The 19974-nt window shown below is 58.6% G+C and carries 20 protein-coding genes and 1 pseudogene; 18 read left to right on the top strand and 3 right to left on the bottom strand.

Translation table 11 applies throughout. From position 1 onward, the window contains the following. Positions 1–65: 65 nt before the first annotated feature. Positions 66–2594 carry a ribonuclease E gene (rne, locus tag BFR47_RS16830; protein ID WP_425434027.1) on the bottom strand — a complete coding sequence of 843 codons (2529 nt, stop codon included), beginning with the start codon at positions 2592–2594 and terminating at the stop codon, positions 66–68. 332 nt (positions 2595–2926) lie between these two features. Between rne and rluC the strand changes: the two genes are divergently transcribed. Both rluC and BFR47_RS16820 read left to right on the top strand, forming a co-directional pair. After that, a complete protein-coding gene (gene rluC / locus BFR47_RS16825; protein WP_071474146.1) occupies positions 2927–3877 on the top strand; it encodes a 23S rRNA pseudouridine(955/2504/2580) synthase RluC in 951 nt (316 codons plus the stop codon). Beyond that, positions 3871–4515 carry an HAD family hydrolase gene (locus BFR47_RS16820; RefSeq protein WP_071474137.1) on the top strand — a complete coding sequence of 215 codons (645 nt, stop codon included), beginning with the start codon at positions 3871–3873 and terminating at the stop codon, positions 4513–4515. The genes rluC and BFR47_RS16820 overlap by 7 nt, the downstream gene beginning before the upstream one ends. Before the next feature lie 258 nt (positions 4516–4773). On the opposite strand, the pseudogene BFR47_RS16815 reads toward BFR47_RS16820, so the two are convergent. After that, positions 4774–5351, bottom strand: a pseudogene (locus tag BFR47_RS16815) (Maf family protein). 180 nt (positions 5352–5531) lie between these two features. Between BFR47_RS16815 and yceD the strand changes: the two are divergent. The 15 genes from yceD (at position 5532) to BFR47_RS16740 (ending at position 17675) form a co-directional block, all read left to right on the top strand. Next, a complete protein-coding gene (gene yceD, locus BFR47_RS16810) occupies positions 5532–6053 on the top strand; it encodes a 23S rRNA accumulation protein YceD (protein ID WP_071474136.1) in 522 nt (173 codons plus the stop codon). A 21-nt stretch (positions 6054–6074) separates the two neighbouring features. Then, positions 6075–6245, top strand: a complete 171-nt coding sequence (gene rpmF / locus BFR47_RS16805; protein ID WP_071474135.1) for a 50S ribosomal protein L32 — start codon at positions 6075–6077, stop codon at positions 6243–6245. A gap of 10 nt (positions 6246–6255) precedes the next feature. Further along, positions 6256–7266: a phosphate acyltransferase PlsX gene (gene plsX, locus BFR47_RS16800; protein ID WP_071474134.1), complete on the top strand. Its 1011-nt coding sequence runs from the start codon at positions 6256–6258 to the stop codon at positions 7264–7266. Positions 7267–7271: 5 nt separating this feature from the next. Beyond that, positions 7272–8231, top strand: coding sequence for a beta-ketoacyl-ACP synthase III (locus tag BFR47_RS16795; protein ID WP_071474133.1), 960 nt, complete (start codon positions 7272–7274; stop codon positions 8229–8231). 49 nt (positions 8232–8280) lie between these two features. Next, a complete protein-coding gene (gene fabD / locus BFR47_RS16790; protein ID WP_071474132.1) occupies positions 8281–9216 on the top strand; it encodes an ACP S-malonyltransferase in 936 nt (311 codons plus the stop codon). Positions 9217–9367: 151 nt separating this feature from the next. After that, the gene (gene fabG / locus BFR47_RS16785) at positions 9368–10102 is read left to right on the top strand and encodes a 3-oxoacyl-ACP reductase FabG (RefSeq protein WP_071474131.1); all 735 of its coding nucleotides are present in this window, start codon (positions 9368–9370) and stop codon (positions 10100–10102) included. Positions 10103–10260: 158 nt separating this feature from the next. Further along, on the top strand, positions 10261–10497 hold the full coding sequence (gene acpP / locus BFR47_RS16780; RefSeq protein WP_071474130.1) for an acyl carrier protein: 237 nt from the start codon (positions 10261–10263) through the stop codon (positions 10495–10497). A 72-nt stretch (positions 10498–10569) separates the two neighbouring features. After that, positions 10570–11811, top strand: a complete 1242-nt coding sequence (fabF, locus tag BFR47_RS16775) for a beta-ketoacyl-ACP synthase II (protein WP_071474129.1) — start codon at positions 10570–10572, stop codon at positions 11809–11811. Between the two features lie 57 nt (positions 11812–11868). Next, positions 11869–12681 carry an aminodeoxychorismate lyase gene (gene pabC / locus BFR47_RS16770; protein ID WP_071474128.1) on the top strand — a complete coding sequence of 271 codons (813 nt, stop codon included), beginning with the start codon at positions 11869–11871 and terminating at the stop codon, positions 12679–12681. After that, entirely contained in the window at positions 12665–13672 is a 1008-nt protein-coding gene (gene mltG / locus BFR47_RS16765; protein WP_071474127.1) for an endolytic transglycosylase MltG, read from the top strand. Before pabC ends, mltG begins: the two co-directional genes overlap by 17 nt. A 3-nt stretch (positions 13673–13675) precedes the next feature. Continuing rightward, a complete protein-coding gene (tmk, locus tag BFR47_RS16760) occupies positions 13676–14299 on the top strand; it encodes a dTMP kinase (protein ID WP_071474126.1) in 624 nt (207 codons plus the stop codon). Further along, positions 14284–15258 (top strand): DNA polymerase III subunit delta', encoded by a 975-nt coding sequence (holB, locus tag BFR47_RS16755; RefSeq protein ID WP_071474125.1) that lies wholly within the window; start codon positions 14284–14286, stop codon positions 15256–15258. Before tmk ends, holB begins: the two co-directional genes overlap by 16 nt. An 81-nt stretch (positions 15259–15339) precedes the next feature. Then, on the top strand, positions 15340–16128 hold the full coding sequence (locus BFR47_RS16750) for a TatD family hydrolase (RefSeq protein WP_071474124.1): 789 nt from the start codon (positions 15340–15342) through the stop codon (positions 16126–16128). A 166-nt stretch (positions 16129–16294) separates the two neighbouring features. Then, positions 16295–16708 carry an NfeD family protein gene (locus BFR47_RS16745; protein ID WP_071474123.1) on the top strand — a complete coding sequence of 138 codons (414 nt, stop codon included), beginning with the start codon at positions 16295–16297 and terminating at the stop codon, positions 16706–16708. 13 nt (positions 16709–16721) lie between these two features. After that, on the top strand, positions 16722–17675 hold the full coding sequence (locus tag BFR47_RS16740; protein ID WP_071474122.1) for an SPFH domain-containing protein: 954 nt from the start codon (positions 16722–16724) through the stop codon (positions 17673–17675). A gap of 333 nt (positions 17676–18008) precedes the next feature. On the opposite strand, the gene BFR47_RS16735 is transcribed toward BFR47_RS16740, so the two are convergent. Further along, positions 18009–19187: a Bcr/CflA family multidrug efflux MFS transporter gene (locus BFR47_RS16735; RefSeq protein WP_071474121.1), complete on the bottom strand. Its 1179-nt coding sequence runs from the start codon at positions 19185–19187 to the stop codon at positions 18009–18011. 456 nt (positions 19188–19643) lie between these two features. Here BFR47_RS16735 and BFR47_RS16730 point away from each other — a divergent pair, with 456 nt between their 5' ends. Further along, positions 19644–19964: a YebG family protein gene (locus BFR47_RS16730; RefSeq protein WP_071474120.1), complete on the top strand. Its 321-nt coding sequence runs from the start codon at positions 19644–19646 to the stop codon at positions 19962–19964. Positions 19965–19974 lie beyond the last annotated feature (10 nt).

The raw sequence follows: 19974 nt of genomic DNA, 5'->3' as shown, positions 1-19974 counted from the left end.
TTCAACCTTGGGCTCGGCGGCTTCGGCCCTTGGGCTCAACGGCTTCAACCTTGGGCTCGACGGCTTCAACCTTGGGCGTCAGCGGCTTCAACCTTGGGCGCTACAGCTTCGGCTTTGGGCGTGGCGGCTTCAACTTTCGGCTCAACGGCTTCAACCTTGGGCTCGGCAGCCGTGGCGTCGATTTCAGCCGTTTCCGAGGCAACCCACTTTTCTTCACCCTGAGCGGCGATCAAGGCAGCAATGCTGTCCTGACGACGCTGACGGCGGCTGTCTTCATTGATGCGCTTGCGCTTGGGCATGCCACCGCTACGCTGATGATGCGAGGCTGGCTTGTCGGCCACGCTCTGCTCGGTAACGGGCTCCTGCGCCTTGGGTTGACGTTGTGCCGGGCGCTCTGCCTGCTCGGCGGAGACTTCGGTCGGACGGCCTTCGCTGTCGAGTCGGACCTTCTTGCGCATCTGACGGCGCTGACGGCGCTCGGCAACCATCTGTTCTTTCTGCTCGGTTACCTGGGCAGGCTGGGCCTGCTGTGGCTGAGGAGCCGGGGTGGGAGCCTGCTCAACGGCGGCCGTTTCTTTTTGTGGCGCCTGTTGCTGTTGCGGCTGCTCGCGGCGTGGCTTACGACGCTCACGACGCGGTCTGTCGGTCTTGGCCTCGTTTTGAGGTTGTGACTGGGTCTCTGTCGCCGCCGGGGCGGCTTTGTTGCCGCGCTCCTCATCCCGCGGTCTGCGGTTGTTGCGCGTATTGCGACGATCACCACGTTCACGGCGTTCATTGTTGCGGTCGCTGCTACGATCGTTATTGCGCTCGTTGTTGCGTGCCTGGCGAACCGGTTTTTCAACCGGAGCCTTGACTGGCTCGGCCGCTTGCTTGGGTTCGGCAGAGCCCTTGAACCAGCTGGCCAAGGCACAGAACATGCGGCTCAACAGGCCGGGTTCGGCGGCAACCGGCGTGGTGGGTTCGGCCTTGGCTGCCACGGGCGTCGGTGCAGGAGCGGGTGCCGGCGCGGTAAAGCCTTGCAGTGCCGGCTGCTCGATTTTAGGGGCGGCCTGGCTCTGGCGGGGGCTGTAGGCGGGTTTCTCCACCGTGGTTTTGAGATCGAAGCTGGTGACCTCTTCCACTTCGCTGGTGCGAACACGCGCCACGTCAAAGTGCGGCGTTTCAAGCTGCTCGTTGGGGATGATGTAAATCGTTACCTTGTAGCGATTTTCCAGTCTGGCGATGGACTTGCGCTTTTCGTTGAGCAGATAGGCGGCGACGTCGACCGGCACCTGGGCATGGATCTGCCCGGTGTTGTCCTTGAGTGCTTCTTCTTCGATCAGGCGCAGTATGGCCAGAGCCAACGACTCGTTGTCGCGGATGGTACCCTGGCCCAGGCAGCGAGGACACACATGGGTGCTGGACTCGCCGAGAGAAGGACGCAGACGCTGACGGGACATTTCCAGCAGGCCGAAGCGAGAGATACGACCGAGCTGAATGCGGGCTCTGTCCTGGCGCACCGCGTCGCGCAGGCGGTTTTCCACCTCGCGCTGGTGACGTACCGGGGTCATGTCGATAAAGTCGATCACCACCAGGCCACCCAGGTCGCGCAGGCGCAACTGACGGGCGATCTCTTCGGCCGCTTCCAGGTTGGTCTGCAGTGCGGTTTCCTCGATATCGCCGCCTTTGGTGGCTCGGGAGGAGTTGATGTCGATGCTGGTCAGTGCTTCGGTCGGGTCGATAACGATGCTGCCGCCGGAGGGCAGGCGTACTTCCCGCTGAAAGGCCGACTCGATCTGGCTTTCAATCTGGTAGTGGCTGAACATGGGCACTTCGCCCTCGTACAGCTTGACGCGGTTGACGAAGTCGGGGCGAACCAGCTCGATATGCTGCTTGGCACGCTCGAAAATCACCGGGTTGTCGATCAGGATTTCGCCGATATCACGACGCAGGTAGTCGCGGATGGCGCGTACGATGACGTTGCTCTCCTGATGGATCAGGAAAGGAGCGTTACCACCTTCGGCGGCTTCCTGGATGGCGGACCAGTGAGTCTGCAGTACGTGCAAATCCCACTCCAGCTCTTCGCCGGACTTGCCGACACCGGCGGTACGCACGATCAGACCCATGCCGTCGGGCAGCTTGAGATGCGCCAGGGCTTCCTTGAGTTCGGTACGTTCGTCACCTTCGATACGGCGGGAGATACCACCGGCGCGGGGGTTGTTCGGCATCAGTACCAGATAGGAGCCGGCCAGGCTGATGAAGGTAGTGAGGGCGGCACCCTTGTTGCCACGCTCTTCCTTGTCGATCTGAACGATGACTTCCTGACCTTCCTTGATGACCTCCTTGATATTGGGGCGGCCCTGATAGCTGTAACCGGCGGGGAAGTAGTTGCGGGCAATTTCCTTGAGGGGGAGAAAACCGTGGCGGTCGGCACCGTAGTCGACGAAAGCGGCTTCCAGGCTGGGTTCTACCCGAGTGATCTTGCCTTTATAGATGTTGGCTTTCTTTTGTTCGTGACCCGGGCTTTCAATATCCAGGTCGTAAAGTTTCTGCCCATCCACCAGGGCGACACGCAACTCCTCTTCTTGGGTTGCGTTGATTAACATTCTTTTCATTGAGTACTCTTTATTTTAAGTATTTAACTGTTTCTACAGTGTTGGTATTCCCTGGTTCGGCCGTGTTATTCCGACGGACACCGGCCTCGAGTCTGTGAGCGTAAGGGATACAGCCTCCCGGCTGGGTACGCATGAGGCGCATATTCAGGTGTCTTTCACGTTAAGGGGGAGCCCAAAGGTCGCGAACAAGACGGAAAACCAAGGGTGTTCAGGCTGTGCTCACCGATCCCGGAAAGCACGAAAAACGGAGTCATTATCACACTTTAACTACAACCTTAGCAAGACGCCTTTTTTACAGCAAAAGGGGAGCGGCTGATGTTAGAATGGCGGCCATGAAACAAGAACAACACACAGTGCGTCTGCTCACCATAGAGGCTGAGCATGAAGGGCAGCGCATCGACAATTTTTTACGGACTCAGCTCAAAGGCGTTCCCAAAAGCCTGATTTATCGAATTCTGCGCAAAGGCGAGGTAAGGGTTAACAAGAAGCGTATAAAACCGGAATACAAACTGCTGGCCGGCGATGTGATCCGGGTGCCACCGGTGCGGGTAGCGGAGCGGGATGACAGCCTGCCTTCGGCCAAACTGAACCAGGTACAGGCGCTCGACAACGCCATCCTCTATGAAGATGATGCGTTGATCGTACTGAACAAGCCGTCGGGCATCGCGGTGCACGGTGGCAGTGGCCTGAGTTTTGGCGTGATCGAGGGCCTGCGGGCACTGAGGCCCGAAGCGCGGTTTCTGGAACTGGTGCATCGTCTGGATCGGGATACCTCCGGTATTCTGCTGGTGGCGAAGAAGCGCAGCATGTTGCGCAGCCTGCACGAGCAACTGCGTGAAAAAACCATGGACAAGCATTATCTGGCACTGGTGCGCGGCCAGTGGCAGCCGCACCAGAAGGTGGTGAACGCACCGCTTAAGAAGAACGAGCTGTCTTCGGGTGAGCGAGTGGTGCGGGTAGATAAGGAAGGCAAACCTTCCGAAACCCGTTTTCGCATTGTGCAGAAGTTTGCCCAGGCGACGCTGGTGGAATGCAGCCCGGTGACCGGACGTACCCATCAGATCCGGGTGCATACCCTGCATGCGGGGCATCCCATTGCGGGCGATAATAAATACGGTGATCAGCAGTTTGATGAAAAAATGCAGGGCATGGGCCTGAAACGGCTGTTTTTGCATGCCTGTCGGATCCGCTTCTTCCACCCGGGGCAAGAGCAGAACATGGTACTGGAAGCTCCCCTGGAGCCGGCGCTGAAAAAGCTGCTGACACGGATGGCGCAATCATGAAATATCAACTGGTGATTTTCGACTGGGATGGCACCCTGATGGACTCGGTGGCACGCATCGTGTCTTCCATGCAGGGGGCTGCTCTGGACTGTGCCTTGCGGGTTCCCACGGCGGAGGCGGTGCGCGACATTATCGGCCTCAGTCTGCACAAGGCCTTTCCACTGTTGTTCGGTTCTCTGACCGCAGAGGAAGAAGCGGCCATGTTTGCGGCATATCGTCGTCATTATCTCGAGCTGAACGAAACGCCGTCTCCCTTGTTTGCCGGTGCCGCCGATACCATCAAGGGTCTGCATGGCAATGGCTACCGGCTGGCAGTGGCCACCGGCAAGCAGCGGGTAGGGTTGGATCGGGTGCTGGCAGAAACCCGGCTCGGCGACTACTTCCATGCCTTGCGCGGAGCGGATCAGGCGCAGTCCAAGCCGCATCCGTTGATGCTGGAACAGATCCTGGACGAGCTGAAACTCGACCCGGCAGAGGCGGTGATGGTGGGGGACTCGAGTTACGATCTGGCGATGGCCGAAGCCATTGGCATGGACAGAATAGGTGTCACCTATGGTGTCCATGATAGCACCAAGTTATGCCAACATACTCCGTTAACGCTGATCGATGATATCCGCCAGCTTCCGAACTGGCTGTAAAACAACGGTGATTGGGGAGTAGGGACTGGAGACTAACAGCAGTTGGCTTCAGTTTACCTATACCTGATGTTTTTGTAGGCCCGAATTCATTCGGGCGATCCTGCCATAGAGAATGGGATTGTCCGTTGAAACGGGGCCTACAAAAGCGCTTCGTCCGATATTTTATTGTCGTTCCCATACACCAGACGGGCATGGGCAAACAAACCCGCGAGTGGCTCGGGCTGGTTCCAGCTTAACGCTTAGGTTACCGCTGTATTTTCAAGGGACTTCTACCCCGAAGCGGCTCAACAGCTCCACCAGGGCGATCAGCGGCAGTCCGACCAGGCTGTTGGGGTCTCGTCCTTCCATCCGTTCAAACAGGCTGATGCCGAGTCCCTCGCATTTAAAGGCACCGGCACAGTCCAGCGCCGGCTCCTTGTCCAGGTAGCGTTCGATTTGTGCCTCGCTCAAGGGACGAAACACCACCGAGAAAGGCTCCACCAGCGAGTGCTGGGTGCCACTGGCCGCGTCGAGTACCGTCAGACCGGTATAAAAGGTGAGGCGCCGGCCACTGGCGGCCAACAGCTGGTCCCGGGCGCGCTCCCGGCTGACGGGCTTGCCGAGGATGCGTTCTTGGTTGACGCAGACCTGATCCGAACCAATGATCAATCCACGGGAGCAGACTGAGGCTACCGCACGGGCCTTCTGTTCTGCCAGGCGTAACACCAGTGCCGGCGCGGCTCGCCGGGCAGGGGCGTTTCGTCGATGTCGGGGCTGATGCTCCGAAAGCGCAGCCCCAGCTTGTGCAACAGCTGTTGGCGATAAGGGGAAGAGGAGGCGAGAATGAGTTCGGCCATGGTCGGGTCGCTCTGTGTCAATAATAATAAAGGTGCGCCATTGTAAGCCCTCAGACCGATGACGTCTTGCCGGTGACGGTGGAAAGGACCCGTGGTGGTTCAGACAACGGGGCCGTTATTGTACGCCGGAGCACTTTTCCCTTTGACTCCAGTGACCTGTCGCTATAATATGCGCGCCTTATGGAAAAGGTAAAGTTGCCCATTAAGGTTGAACCCGCTCGCTGCGCGCAGAAACGCCTCGATTATCAAGGCGCCTACGTCGCAGCTCTGATGCCCAGACTGGCGGAGTCAACCCAAGGTATCCATGGTGATATTGACGTTTCTCTGAGCTTTGGTACAGATGCCCAGGGGCTACGCGTGATGTCGGGCCAGGCCCGTGCACAAGTGTCGCTCCAGTGCCAAAGATGCAATGAGCTGTTTGATACCACTATAGAGTCCGAGTTTACATACACACCGCTGCGTCCAGACGCAGAGGTGCCTGAGTTGCCGGAAGACTACGACACTGTTGAAGTGGATGAAGTAGGCGAAATCAATCTGGTTCAGCTCGTAGAGGATGAAATCATCCTCAACCTGCCACTGGTGCCGACTCATGAAAATGAGCACTGTGCCGAAGGCCGGTACGATCTGAGCTTTGGTGATATTCCCACCACCGATGAGCGTCCGAATCCTTTTGCGATTCTGGAAGAGTTGAAACGTAAATAACTGATTTAGGAGTGAGGTCAAATGGCCGTACAACAGAACCGTAAAACCCGTTCCAGACGTGGCATGCGTCGTTCACACGATGCACTGAGCACTGCTGCTCTGTCTGTGGACCAAACCACCGGTGAACTTCATCGTCGTCACCACGTGACTGCCGATGGCTTCTACCGTGGTAAAAAGGTAATCGCCAAGTAAGGGTTGCCTTTTGTCGCAGCTGACCGTTGCGTTAGATATGATGGGGGGCGATTATGGCCCTCCCGTTACAGTGCCTGCCGCCGTGCAGGCACTGTCGCTTCTGCCTGAGCTCAATCTGGTTCTGTTTGGTTCACAAACTGAGCTGTCCCCCTGGTTACGCCGCTTTCGGCTAGCATCCCATACCCGAGTACGGGTACAGTTTTGCAGCCAGCAGGTGGGTAATGAACATAAAGCAGCTTATGCTCTGCGTCATCTGACCGATTCCTCCATGCGGCGAGCGCTGGATGCCCTGGCATCCGGTCAGGCCCGTGCCTGCGTCAGTGCCGGTAATACCGGTGCGCTGATGGCGATGGCAATGAAAACGCTCAGTACCTTGCCCGGAGTGGACAGGCCCGCCCTGATCACCCGATTGCCGCAGACCGGTGGGGGCCATGCACTGCTGCTGGATGTGGGGGCCAATCTCAACTGCGGGGCCGAGCAACTGGTCCAGTTTGCCCTGATGGGTGAGCAGGCGGCACGACATATCCTGAATATCAGCCATCCTCGTATCGCCCTGCTCAATGTCGGCGCCGAAGCCAACAAGGGCAATGAGGCAGTACGTGAAGCCGGGCTGCGTTTACAACAGGTGGACGCGTTACACTACAGTGGTTATATCGAGGGGGACGATCTGTTCTCCGGCCAGGCCGATGTGGTCGTCTGTGATGGTTTCGTCGGCAATGTGGCGCTGAAAACCAGTGAAGGGGTAGCGCGATTGTTGCTCGGACAACGGCAGCAACGTGGTTTTTTAAGTAAAATACTGACTTTTTGGTTAAAAAAACGGCTTTCCCATCTGAACCCCGACCAGTATAACGGCGCAAGTCTGATAGGATTGCGCGCCAGTGTGGTCAAAAGCCACGGGAGTGCCGGCTCACCTGCCTTCTTAAATGCGATCTTGCAGGCCGTTTCCGAAATTGAACATGACCTGCCCGCGAGCATCGCGCATCGTTTTGACACTGCCCCACGGGACAGTCACGCAAGATAACGCCTATGAACAGTAGAATATTGGGAACTGGCAGCTACCTGCCTGAAGCGGTACGTACCAATGCCGACCTGGAACAAATGGTAGAAACCAGCAATGACTGGATTGTCGAGCGTACCGGTATCCGGGAGCGCCGTATCGCCGGGGCGGGAGAAACCGTCGCCACCATGTCTTATGGCGCCGCCCTGCGTGCGCTGGAAGCTGCCGGTATCGACGCGCAGCAGCTGGACATGATAGTACTGGCTACCACCAGTGGCGATAACGCCTTTCCGGCCGCCGCCTGTGAAGTACAGGCCATGCTCGATGTGCCCGGGATCCCGGCGTTCGATATCGCCGCCGCCTGTGCGGGTTTCAGCTACGCGCTGAGCGTGGCGGATCAGTTTATCCGCGGCGGCCAGGCCCGCCATGTGCTGGTGATTGGCGCCGACGCGCTGTCACGCATGTGCGAACCGGGCGACAGATCCACCATCATCCTCTTCGGTGACGGTGCCGGTGCCGTGGTACTGGGGGCCAGCGAGCAGCCGGGCATTCTGTCCACCCATCTGCATGCCGACGGCCGTTACGGCGAGCTGCTCAAGCTGCCCCAGCGTCAGCGCGGAGTCAGCGGTGGCGAGATGGATGCCTACATGAGCATGAAGGGGAACGAGGTGTTCAAGGTGGCGGTTTCGCGCCTGAGTGAAATCGTGACCCAGACACTGGACGCCAATGGTATCGACAAGTCCGAACTGGACTGGCTGGTGCCGCACCAGGCAAATTACCGTATTATCAATGCCACCGCGCGCAAGCTGAATATGCCAATGGAACGGGTGATCCTGACGCTGGACCGGCACGGCAACACCTCGGCGGCCAGCGTGCCCATCGCCCTCGACGAAGGCGTTCGTGACGGGCGCATTCAGCGCGGTCAGCTGGTGCTGCTGGAGGCCTTCGGTGGCGGTTTCGCCTGGGGCTCGGCCCTGGTTCGCTTCTGAAGACAGTTTCGTTTTTAAAGACTGATACGTTTTTAAACAAGGACAAACAATGACATTTGCCATTACCTTTCCCGGACAGGGATCTCAGGCGGTGGGCATGCTTGCGGGCGTGCTGACCGAGCATGATATTGTGAAACAGGCCTTTGCCGAGGCGTCCTCCGCGCTGGGTTACGACCTGGCCGAACTGGTGCTCAATGGTCCGGCCGAAGAGCTGAACAAGACCTGGCGTACTCAACCCGCCCTGCTGACCGCCTCGGTTGCCCTGTGGCGCCTGTGGCAGCAACAGGGTGGCGCTGCGCCTGCGGTGATGGCCGGACACAGCCTGGGCGAATACTCGGCGCTGGTCTGTGCCGGTGTGCTGAGCCTGGCCGACGGCGTCAAGCTGGTCGAGCTGCGTGGTCAGCTGATGCAGGAAGCCGTACCCGAGGGTACCGGTGCCATGTCCGCCATCATCGGTCTGGACAACGACACCATTATCGCCAACTGCGCCAAGGCAGAAGAGGGGGAAGTGGTGTCGGCGGTGAATTTCAATTCACCCGGACAGGTGGTGATCGCCGGTAACAAGGCGGCGGTAGAGCGGGCCAATGTGCTGATGAAAGCAAGCGGCGCCAAGCGTGCCTTGCCGCTGCCGGTCAGCGTCCCCTCTCACTGTGCGCTGATGCGCCCTGCGGCGGAGCAGCTGGAGCAGACCCTGGCCGGCATGACGTTCAACGAGCCGGTGGTTCCGGTGATCAACAATGTGGACGTCAGGATGGAAACTTCGGCGGCGGCCATCAAGGATGCGCTGGTACGCCAGCTCTACAGTCCGGTACGCTGGACCGAAACCGTGGAAGCCATGGTCGAGCAGGGCGTGACCCTGGCGCTGGAAGTGGGTCCGGGCAAGGTGTTGTCCGGCCTGGCCAAGCGTATCGACAAGCGGGTTGAAGGCCTGGCCGTCAACGATGACGCCAGCCTGCAGCAGGCACTGGCGGCAGTACAGGCTTAACTATACAACGCAGAATTGATGAGGGATGGCAGAGTGACAGCTAAGCCGACCGTGACATGCCAGGAACGGCATGTCCGAGCCCCCAGGGAGGGTTTATGGCGTGTCGGCGTGCTGCACTCTGCCAGCCCTTTGCACAATCGAAGGAGTCATTATGAGTTTTTCCGGTAAAGTGGTACTGGTCACCGGCGCCAGCCGGGGCATCGGTCGGGCGACCGCCGAGCTGTTCGCCAGCCGTGGGGCGACCGTTATCGGTACCGCCACCAGCGAAAAGGGTGCAGAGGCGATCAGCGCTTATCTGGGCGACAATGGTGCCGGTCTGGTACTGAACGTGACCGATACCGAGTCCATGAATCAGCTGCTTGATACCATCAAACAGCGTTATGGCGACATCGATGTTCTGGTCAACAATGCCGGCATCACCCGCGATAACTTGATGATGCGCATGAAAGACGACGAATGGCAGGATATTCTCGATACCAACCTGACCTCGGTGTTCCGCCTGTCCAAGGCGGTACTGCGTGCCATGATGAAGAAACGTCACGGTCGCATCGTGACCATCGGCTCCGTGGTAGGTACCATGGGCAATGCCGGTCAGGCCAACTATGCTGCTGCCAAGGCGGGATTGATTGGTTTCAGCAAGTCTCTGGGCCGGGAAGTGGCTTCTCGTGGCATTACCGTTAATGTGGTGGCACCCGGATTTATTGAAACCGATATGACACGCGCATTGAATGAAGAACAACGAGCCGCTATCTTGTCACAGGTTCCGGCACAACGTTTGGGCGACCCGAAAGAAATTGCTTCTGCCGTGGCCTTTTTGGCGTCGGAAGAGGCAGGTTATATCACTGGTGAAACGCTGCACGTAAATGGCGGCATGTACATGGTGTGATGAAAATCTCCGCAGTTAGTGGCTGTTTGACGGAAATTGCTGCATTTTTGGCATTTTTTCTGGTTAGACCAGACTCAAATAGTCTTGCAAACTACGGTTAATTTAATACACTACCGCAACGACACGCACTTGCGTATTTCTAAAGGAAAATACTGGTCATGAGCAACATCGAAGAACGCGTAAAGAAAATCATTATCGAGCAACTGGGTGTGAAGGAAGACGAAGTCAAATCCGAAGCCTCTTTCGTTGATGATCTGGGCGCTGACTCCCTGGACACTGTTGAGCTGGTAATGGCTCTGGAAGAAGAATTCGACACCGAGATTCCTGACGAAGAAGCGGAAAAGATCACTACCGTTAAAGCTGCGATTGATTACATCAACGCCAATCAGGAATAATAAACCTGTACCGAAGTGGCAATCGCCACTTCGGTTCTTTCCCCGTTTTAACCCCCATTCGGAGACGCTCCTGTGTCCAAACGCAGAGTCGTGGTGACTGGCCTCGGTATGCTCTCTCCTGTCGGTAACTCGGTCGATGCCAGTTGGCAAGCCCTGTTGGCAGGCCAAAGCGGCATCAGTAACATTGAGCACTTTGATACTACCGATTACAGCACCAAATTCGCAGGCCTGATCAAGGACTTCGATCCCGAAGCTCATGGTATCGCCAAGAAAGAAGCCCGTAAGATGGATTTGTTCATCCAGTACGGGGTGGCTGCCGGCTTGCAGGCGATGGCTGATTCCGGCCTTGATATCACCGAGGCTAATGCCGACCGTGTTGGTGTGTCCATTGGCTCCGGGATCGGTGGTCTGGGACTGATCGAACAGAATCACACCAACCTGATGGCCAGTGGTCCTCGCAAGCTCAGCCCGTTTTTTGTGCCGTCCACCATCATCAACATGGTGTCCGGTCATCTTTCGATCATGAGAGGCTTGCGCGGCCCCAACATTGCTGCAACCACCGCCTGCACCACCGGTACTCACAGCATCGGCCTGGCGGCGCGGATGATTGCCTATGGTGACGCCGATGCCATGCTGGCAGGCGGCACCGAAAAAGCCTCTACTACCATGGGGATGGGTGGCTTTGCCGCCGCCCGTGCATTGTCAACGCGCAATGACGAGCCGCAAAAGGCGAGTCGTCCCTGGGACAAAGAGCGCGATGGTTTTGTGCTGGGCGACGGTGCCGGCGTGATGATGCTCGAAGAGTACGAACACGCCAAGGCCCGTGGCGCCACCATCTATGCCGAGCTGGTTGGTTTCGGCATGAGCGGCGATGCCCATCACATGACGGCACCGCCCGCCGATGGCAGCGGTGCAGCCAAGTCGATGGCCAATGCCATCAAGGATGCGGACATCGCGCCCGAGCTTATCGGTTACGTCAACGCACACGGCACCTCGACCCCGCTGGGTGATGTGGCCGAGCTGCGCGGCGTAAAACAGGTGTTCGGCGATCACGCCCACAAGCTGATGGTCAGCTCCACCAAATCCATGACCGGTCACCTGCTGGGTGCCGCCGGCGCGGTGGAAGCCATTATCAGCGTGCTGGCACTGCGTGATCAGATAGCCCCGCCCACCATCAACCTGGATAACCCGGATGATGAGTGTGATCTGGATCTGGTGCCACACCAGGCCAAAAAGGGTCAGTTCGAGTATGCCCTGTCCAACTCCTTCGGTTTTGGCGGCACCAATGGCTCATTGATTTTCAAACGCATATAATGGCCTTTTGGCCAATCCAAGCCCGGCCCTAGCGCCGGGCTTTTTTATTGGGTGATCATGCAGACCATTATCACAGACCCCATTACTGCAGACGCGGCATCGCCGGCGGCCCTGAGCCGGGGCTGGCAGTTGGGTGATGCGCACTTTAGCACCCTGCACGCCAGAGCCGGCCGCTTGTGCCACTGGCCCTATCACCAGGCGCGTCTGGCGAATGCCTGCAGTCGGTTGCAGATGCCGGCGCCGGACTGGAATCGGCTTTATGCCGACGCGCAGGCGGCGCTGGATGGCAGCGATCAGGTGCTGCGCATCACCCTGATACGGGGCCCCGGCGCCCGCGGCTACGGCATCGCCGGTTGCGGGAACACCACAGTGGTGCTGAACAGCTCGCCTTTTCCCGCGCATTACTATCAATGGCGGGAGCAGGGCATCGCCATCGGCGTGTGCACCGGTCGTCTGGGGCTGAGTCCCTTGCTGGCGGGGTTGAAAACCGTGAACCGTCTGGAGCAGGTGCTGCTCAAGGCGGAGCTGGAGGCGAACGGCTGGCCCGAGGGCGTGGTACTCGACGGCGAGGGGCGGGTGATGGAGGCGGTGACCGCCAATCTGTTCTGGCGCGAAGGCGATCGGGTCTGTACCCCGGATTTGTCGAGCGGTGGCGTTTGCGGTACCTTGCGCGCCTGGTGTCTTGATTATCTGGGCACAGGGCTGGCGATGGTCGATGCCGATTTACCCCGGTTGCTGGCGGCCGATGAAGTCTGGCTGACCAATGCCCTGATGGGCGTGGTACCGGTGACGGCAATCGGCGAGCGATGTTTTGCATCCGACTTTAACATGGCGAGGGAATTACAGCGGGCTTATGAAGAGAAAGACTAAATGGTTGGGCCGGGTGTTGCTGGTCGCGGCGCTGAGCCTGGGTGGGCTGGCCACATACGGCTATCAGCAATGGCAGCAACTGGAGCAGATGACAATCGCTCCTTCCGATGAACCGCTGTTTGTGGTGGCGCGGGGAGAAACGACTTTCCGTCTGATCAATCGCCTGAGCGAGAAGCCGGTACCCGAGTTGTACCGTCGATTATGGCTGCGTTTTCATCCCGAACTGGCGGCGGTACGTCAGGGCACCTACAAATTCGAGCCGGGTACCCGGCTGCGGGAGGCGCTGATGACCATGGTGAACGGTGATGTCTATCGGTTGCAGGTGACCCTGGTGGAAGGGCTGCGGCTGAGTGACTGGCTGCAGCGCTTGGCCGAGGCCGAATATCTCGATGTGCAGCTGGCAGAAACCGACACCTCGGGACTCGCCGAGCGGCTGGGGCTGGAACCGGGCAAGCTGGAAGGGCTGTTGTTGCCGGAAACCTACAGCTATACCCCGGGCGACACCGATATTTCCATCCTGCAGCGGGCCCATCAGGAGATGGAGCGTTTTCTGGAAAATGCCTGGGCATCGCGGGATGACAACCTGCCCATCGATACGCCCTACGAGGCATTGATCCTGGCGTCCATTATCGAAAAGGAAACCGGTATCGCCGAAGAGCGACCATTGATTGCCTCGGTGTTTGTCAACCGTTTGCGCCGGGGCATGCGGTTGCAGACCGATCCCACCGTGATCTATGGCATGGGGGATGACTATGACGGCAACATCCGCAAGCGGGATTTGCAGACTCACACCCCCTATAACACCTATGTGATCCAGGGGCTGCCGCCGACCCCGATTGCCATGCCGAGCAAGGAGGCCATCATGGCCACGTTGCAACCGGCCGACAGTAAGTATTATTACTTTGTGGCCTCGGGCGAGGGCCGTCATCATTTTTCCAAGACACTGCGCGAACACAACAACGCCGTTCGTCGTTATATTCTGAATAGGTAACCCATGAGCCAGTTTATTGTGATTGAAGGACTCGAGGGCGCGGGCAAGAGCACGGTACAGCGCCATGTGGTGGCCTGGCTCGAAGCCCGGGGACTGCCGGTGGTGATGACCAGAGAGCCGGGGGGAACACCTTTGGCCGAAAAGATGCGTAGCCTGGTGAAGGAAGTGCACGAAGAGCCGCTGACCATGGAAGCCGAGTTGCTGTTGATGTATGCGGCCCGGGTGCAGCTGGTCAGGAATCGTATCGAGCCGGCACTGGCGGCCGGTACCTGGGTGGTGGGCGACCGGCACGACTGGTCCTCCCAGGCCTACCAGGGCGGTGGCCGGGGTATCGATACCGCCTTGATCACGCAGATCAAGCAGGCGGTACTGGGTGATTTCAAGCCCGATCTCATTCTGTACCTGGATATCGATCCGGCTCAGGGGCTGGACCGGGCCCGGGCCCGGGGGGAGCTGGACAGGATCGAGCTGGAGCAGCTTGGTTTTTTTGAGCGTACCCGAGCCCGTTATCTTGAGCTGGCCCGCCAGGATGCTCATTGTGAGCTGATCGAGGCCGGCCGGAGCGAAGCCGAGGTAAAGGCCGCAGTACTGAGTTGTCTGGAGCGTCGTCTGTGTATCCCTGGCTAAAGACCCACTGGCAGCAACTGCTGACCCTGGTACGGCAGGATCAGTTGGGACATGGTCTGTTGCTGAAAGGCGTGGAAGGGATTGGCAAAGGTGAGTTGGCGGCAGCACTGGCGAAGGCTTTATTATGCCAACATGCAAATGTGGCAGAAAACGAACAGGGTGCCCCCTGCGAACACTGTCATTCCTGTCAGCTGATCAAAGCCGGCAATCATCCGGATCTGCATGTCATCACCGGCAGTCAGCGCAGCATCGGGGTGGATGCCATCCGCCAGCTCATACAGGTTCTCAATGAAAGCGCCCGTTTGGGGCATGGCAAGGTGGCGGTGATCGAACAGGCGGAAAAGATGACCGAAGCCGCCGCCAATGCGCTGCTGAAAACGCTGGAAGAACCGGCGGGAGAGGCGACGTTGTTGCTGATCAGCGCTCATCCCGAACGGTTGCTGCCGACCATTCGCAGTCGTTGCCAGCAATGGCTGCTGCCGGTGCCCGAGCCGGACCTCGTCTTGCCGTGGCTGGCCGGTCAGGGGCTGGAGCCCAGCCTGGCGGCCCTGAATGTGAACCAGGGCTCGCCGCTGAACACCCGGGATTATCTGACCGCCGGCACCGATCAGCGGCGTCGTGACTTGCTGCAGCAGTTTGTCGAACTGGCTCGTCAACCGCGGACCCTGACCGAGGTGCAGAGTGGCCTGCTGGAGCAGCCGGTGCATCTGCTCTGGCTGCAGTTGCTGCTGCAGGATGCCCTGCAACTGGCGTTGGGCTTGTCCCCGGCCGGACTGCGCCTGAGCGACAGCGAAACCCTGAGTCGAACCCTGAGCCAACTTGGCCCGGATCGGCTCCATCAGGCGCAAAATCGCCTGCTGCAATTGCGCCAGACCCTGCAGTCCGGAACCGGCAGGCCGGTGAACGCCGGTCTGCAACTGGGCCAGTGGCTCAACGACTGGTTGATTAACATAAGGTGAGGGGTGAGGCGGAAGTACCATCCCCCTTAACGCCTCGCCCCTCAGGCTTCACCTTTCACGTTCTATTCAAAGGAGACGGTTTTGCTGGTTGATTCCCATTGCCATCTGGACAAGCTCGAATACGGAAAAAAACATCGCGACATGGCCGAGGTCATTCGCAAGGCTGCCAACCGCGGCGTCGATCACATGATGTGTATCAGCGTCGGCTTGTCATCCTTTCCCGCCATGCTGGAGGCGATCACGCCTTTTCCTCAGGTGTTCGCCTCCTGTGGCGTGCATCCCTTGCATCAGGATGACGAGCAGAATGATCCGGCGCTGTTGCAGCAGCTGGCGGCGCATCCCCGGGTGGTGGCCATCGGTGAGACCGGCCTCGACTATTTCTATGCGCCGGAAACCGCCGAGCTGCAGCGGCGCTCGTTCGAGCAGCATGTGGCAACGGCGGTGGCACTGAACAAACCCTTGGTGATCCATACCCGTAATGCCCAGGAAGATACTCTGAACATTCTGCGCCGGGGCGGGGCCGACAAGGTTGGCGGTGTGCTGCACTGTTTTACCGAATCGCTGGAAATGGCCGAGGCGGCCATCGAGCTGGGGTTCTATATCTCCATCTCTGGTATCGTCACCTTCCGTAGTGCCGAGGCCCTGCGGGACGTGGTGAAGGCGCTGCCGCTGGAGCGACTGCTGGTGGAAACCGACTCGCCCTGGCTGGCTCCGGTACCCTTTCGCGGCGAAGAAAACGAACCTGCCTATACCCGCACCGTGGCGGAGTTTATCGCCGAGCTGAAAGGCGTATCGGTCGAACGGGTTGCCGAGCAGACCACCGCCAACTTCTTCGAGCTGTTCAAACTGGCCAGGCCGGTCAACAGCTGAAAGTAAGGGGAGAGGAGTGAGGCGGGAAGCATCAATACGCCCGGCCTCGCTCCTCACCTTCACGCTTCCCCCTCAGCCCTCACATCGCATCCCTGTTTCCTTTCTGTCCGTCCGTCCTCTATAGTAACTTTGTTTCATTTGTGTCTTGTCTTCGGGAGGTCATACCTTGCTTGCCTGGCATTACTGGCTGATAGCCGCCTTGTTGTTGTTGTTACTGGAGCTGTTGGGTACCGGTTTCTTCGCCTTTGCGCTGGGACTGGCGGCGCTGGCCGCCATGGTGGCCGCCTGGCTGGACATGAGCCTCACCTGGCAGTGGTTTGTTTTTGCCCTGGCGGCAGCGGTGCTGGCTCCGTTACTCAAGCGGTTGTTTCGTCGTTTTGCGCCGTCGCGCCGGACCAGCTTTCTGGCCGGAGAGAGCCGTCAGCAACAGGGAGATATTGTGCAACTGGCGTCCGGTGAGTTTCGCCTGAAGCTGGAAGGCGACTTGTTTCTGGTTCGCAGTGCTTCGGGGGCGACATTGACGCCCGGCACTCGGGTCGACATCCGCCGTTTCGATGGTATTACCGCCATTATCGATTGAATAGGGGAAAGTTATGGATGCGATGTTAGTGATAGCACTGGTGTTTACCGTATTGATCCTGGTGCTGATCATCAAGGGGCTGATGATCATTCAGCAGTCGGAAGCGGTGGTGATCGAGCGCCTCGGTAGTTATAACAAGACCCTGACTCCGGGCGTGAACTGGATTATTCCCTTCGTGGACAAGCCCCGTTCGATCAAGGTGCGGCGCTATCAGGCTATCGGTGGAGAAAATGTCGCCGTGGTCCAGGAAGAAACCCGCATCGACCGGCGTGAAACGGTGCTCGACTTTCCCGGTCAATCGGTGATCACCGCCGACAACGTCAGCGTGACCGTCAACGGCGCCCTTTATTTTCAGGTCATCGATCCGGAGCGGGCCGTCTACCAGACCGAGAACCTGATTCAGGCGATCGAAATTCTGGCCAAGACGTCGCTGCGTTCGGAAATGGGCAAGATGGAGCTGGACAAGCTGTTCGAGTCCCGTCAGGAAATCAACGACAAGCTGCAGCTGGTGATGGACGAAGCGGGTAACAAATGGGGCGTCAAGGTCACCCGGGTCGAGATACAGGACATCCTCATTCCGACCGAAGTCGAAGACGCGATGCGCAAGCAGATGGCGGCCGAACGGGAGCGCCGGGCGCTGGTTTTGCGCGCCAGTGGTGAGCGGGAAGCCGCCATCGCCAAGGCTGAAGGTGAAAAACGTTCCAGCATCTTGGTGGCCGAAGGCAACAAGGAAGCGGCCATCCTGATGGCCGAAGGTCAGCGGCAGGCCATCGATCAGGTACTGGCCGCCGGTAACGAGAAACTGGAACCGCAACTGGTGGTCGGCTATTTGCTGGGGCTGGAATACCTGAAGACGCTGCCGGAAATCGGCAAGGAAGGGGACCGTATCTTTCTGCCTTATGAGGCCAGCAGCGTGCTGGGGGCGGTGGGCAGCATCGAAGCGCTGCTCAAGGGGCCGTCAAAATAAATCATGGTCGAAACAAACGATGATGAACGGGAAGCGCAGGCTTCCCGTTTTTTGATTGCTCCATTCATATCGGACAAAGGGCCCGCTCCTCCGACTTTCTCAAGCACATCCTTGTGACGCTCAGCATATGACATCCCTGTCATATGACGGTCGGTGGAGCAGATCCCTTTCTCCTCCTTGATGCATCGGTGTCGCCTGTTGGCACCGTTCGCGGGTAACTCGGAGCTCAAGAAGAGGCAAGCTCTGTTGCCTATGGGTTCAGGGCCCACATGATGATCAAAAAACGCTGAACGGATACTTCATCAATTTTACATAATCATGTCAGTGGCGTAATCAATCACTCTCGCACAGCAGACGATAGGCCAGCATTGATAGCAGGGCACAACCGCTCATGGTCAGCAGCATGTACAGCGGCGAGCTGTCGGGCAGGGCCGCGACCAGCGCCCCGATCAGGGCGGCGGTACCAAAGCGCAGGGTACCGGCCAGCGACGAGGCGGTACCCGCCAGATTCGGCAGGCTGCTGAGCAGGCTGGCCATGGTATTGCTGCCGATGGTGGAAATCAGACCCACATAGAGCATGATGGGTACCACCACCGACCAAAGTCCCCAACCCAGCAAGGGCCCGATGGGCATCAGCAGTCCGGCCAGCAGTTGCAGGCCAAGCGCCAGCCGTAGCATGGTTTTAGACCCCAGTCGTCGAACCCATTTGCCGTTGAGGGTGGTAAACAGCATCAGACTCAGCACGTTGAGACCGAACAGGTAGCCGGTATGCTGGGGGGAGACGCCGTATATTTCGATATAGATAAAGGAAGCCCCGGTGAGAAAGGCAAACATGCCGGCAAAGGAAAAGGCACCGCAGAGCATGAAGCCAAGGGCCTGTGGAGTGGAGAGCAGACGCAGGTAGCTGCGCAGGATAGACATCAGATGCAGCGGCTGACGGCGTTCTGCGGGCAGGGTTTCCGGCAGTCGCAGGCTGCATATCAGTGCCACCAGGGCGGTGAAGCCGGCCAGCACCCAAAAAATGGAACGCCAGCCAAACCAGTGGGCCAGATGGCCACCGAGCATGGGGGCGATCAAGGGAGCCAGTGTCATCACCAGGGTGATATAGGCCATGGTGCGGGCGAAGTCTTCCCGATCGAACAGATCCCGCACCAGCGCCTGTACCACTACCGCCGAGGCGGCGCCTGCAAAGCCCTGGGCTGCGCGCAGCCAGGTCAGGCTCTCGACGCTGGAAGCCAGGGCGCAGAGCAGGGCTGCCAGGGCAAAGACCAGCATGCCGCCGAGCAGGACCGGGCGCCGTCCGCGGGCGTCAGACAGCGGGCCGAACAACAGCTGGCCGAGGGCAAAGCCGCCGGTGTAGGCCGCGAGGGTGGCCTGTACCCGATGGGAATTACTGTTCAGAGCCTCGGCGATGGCCGGCATGGCCGGGAGGTACATATCGATGGCAAGTGGGGTGAGAGCAGAAACGGCGCCCAGCAGAATAATCAGCGGTAGGGTGGCACTGGATGGCATAACGCAGCAGGTTCCTCCGAGGTAACAACGTGGCTCCGAGCCTCCTGTTGTTGCAAAAGAAAGTTACCAAAAGTAACCAACAAAAAAAGCCAGGTACGAAATCCTTGTACCTGGCCTAGGGGAATGGCTCATATGCTGAGCCGTGCGCTAGTGTGAAGGCACCAAAAGGCACACTTCGATTAAACTATCGGCCAGAATGCGTCGGCTCGCCAGCAAGAGGCCAAAAAAGTTCCTGTTCCCATCGGCAGAGTCGTGGTCGATGGCCAGAGGTCGGCAGGGCACTCCCCCGGTTTCGGCTGGAGACTTTACACTAAATCGGCGGCGTTGGCTGCATGACTGGATTCATTCAGGTTTCTCATTCCGGTGCCATGGCAAGCAGCCGTTTTCAGACCAGATGCCTCTTGCAACCAGGGTGACATAATATTACTGTATATATATACAGAATAGGAGTCAGATATGGCAGTCACAATACAGTACCTGGTGGTAAGAAACGGAATCGATAAAATGACGTTTACCAATAAAAAAGACGCAGACGCCTACGACCGTCTGCTCGACCTGGCCGAGCATCTCGATGATTTGCTGGCCGATGGCCCGGTCAGCCTGAATGAAGCGGACCGGGAGGCACTGGCCCTGTACCTGGCTCAACATCAGGACCAGTTGAGCGGTCCCAAAAAGAAGCCGGCCAAAAAAGCCGGCAAGGCGGCGGACAAGACCGGGGCCACCCCATCTGCTCCGGCATCCACCGAGGATGACGACAAAATTCAGGCGGTGGCCTGAATTTCGCCAT

This window comes from Oceanisphaera psychrotolerans (genome assembly GCF_001870485.1).
In the GTDB taxonomy this organism is placed as follows: domain Bacteria; phylum Pseudomonadota; class Gammaproteobacteria; order Enterobacterales; family Aeromonadaceae; genus Oceanimonas; species Oceanimonas psychrotolerans.
Note: the sequence above shows the minus strand (reverse complement) of the source record. Positions and strands in the feature narration are given on the sequence as shown.

What these genes read in the sequence shown, in the direction of transcription:
- rne (WP_425434027.1), bottom strand. Translation starts at nt 2,594, where the DNA reads ATGAAAAGAATGTTAATCAACGCAACCCAAGAAGAGGAGTTGCGTGTC.
- rluC (WP_071474146.1), top strand. Translation starts at nt 2,927, where the DNA reads ATGAAACAAGAACAACACACAGTGCGTCTGCTCACCATAGAGGCTGAG.
- yceD (WP_071474136.1), top strand. Translation starts at nt 5,532, where the DNA reads ATGGAAAAGGTAAAGTTGCCCATTAAGGTTGAACCCGCTCGCTGCGCG.
- rpmF (WP_071474135.1), top strand. Translation starts at nt 6,075, where the DNA reads ATGGCCGTACAACAGAACCGTAAAACCCGTTCCAGACGTGGCATGCGT.
- BFR47_RS16795 (WP_071474133.1), top strand. Translation starts at nt 7,272, where the DNA reads ATGAACAGTAGAATATTGGGAACTGGCAGCTACCTGCCTGAAGCGGTA.
- fabD (WP_071474132.1), top strand. Translation starts at nt 8,281, where the DNA reads ATGACATTTGCCATTACCTTTCCCGGACAGGGATCTCAGGCGGTGGGC.
- fabG (WP_071474131.1), top strand. Translation starts at nt 9,368, where the DNA reads ATGAGTTTTTCCGGTAAAGTGGTACTGGTCACCGGCGCCAGCCGGGGC.
- acpP (WP_071474130.1), top strand. Translation starts at nt 10,261, where the DNA reads ATGAGCAACATCGAAGAACGCGTAAAGAAAATCATTATCGAGCAACTG.
- pabC (WP_071474128.1), top strand. Translation starts at nt 11,869, where the DNA reads ATGCAGACCATTATCACAGACCCCATTACTGCAGACGCGGCATCGCCG.
- mltG (WP_071474127.1), top strand. Translation starts at nt 12,665, where the DNA reads ATGAAGAGAAAGACTAAATGGTTGGGCCGGGTGTTGCTGGTCGCGGCG.
- tmk (WP_071474126.1), top strand. Translation starts at nt 13,676, where the DNA reads ATGAGCCAGTTTATTGTGATTGAAGGACTCGAGGGCGCGGGCAAGAGC.
- BFR47_RS16740 (WP_071474122.1), top strand. Translation starts at nt 16,722, where the DNA reads ATGGATGCGATGTTAGTGATAGCACTGGTGTTTACCGTATTGATCCTG.
- BFR47_RS16735 (WP_071474121.1), bottom strand. Translation starts at nt 19,187, where the DNA reads ATGCCATCCAGTGCCACCCTACCGCTGATTATTCTGCTGGGCGCCGTT.
- BFR47_RS16730 (WP_071474120.1), top strand. Translation starts at nt 19,644, where the DNA reads ATGGCAGTCACAATACAGTACCTGGTGGTAAGAAACGGAATCGATAAA.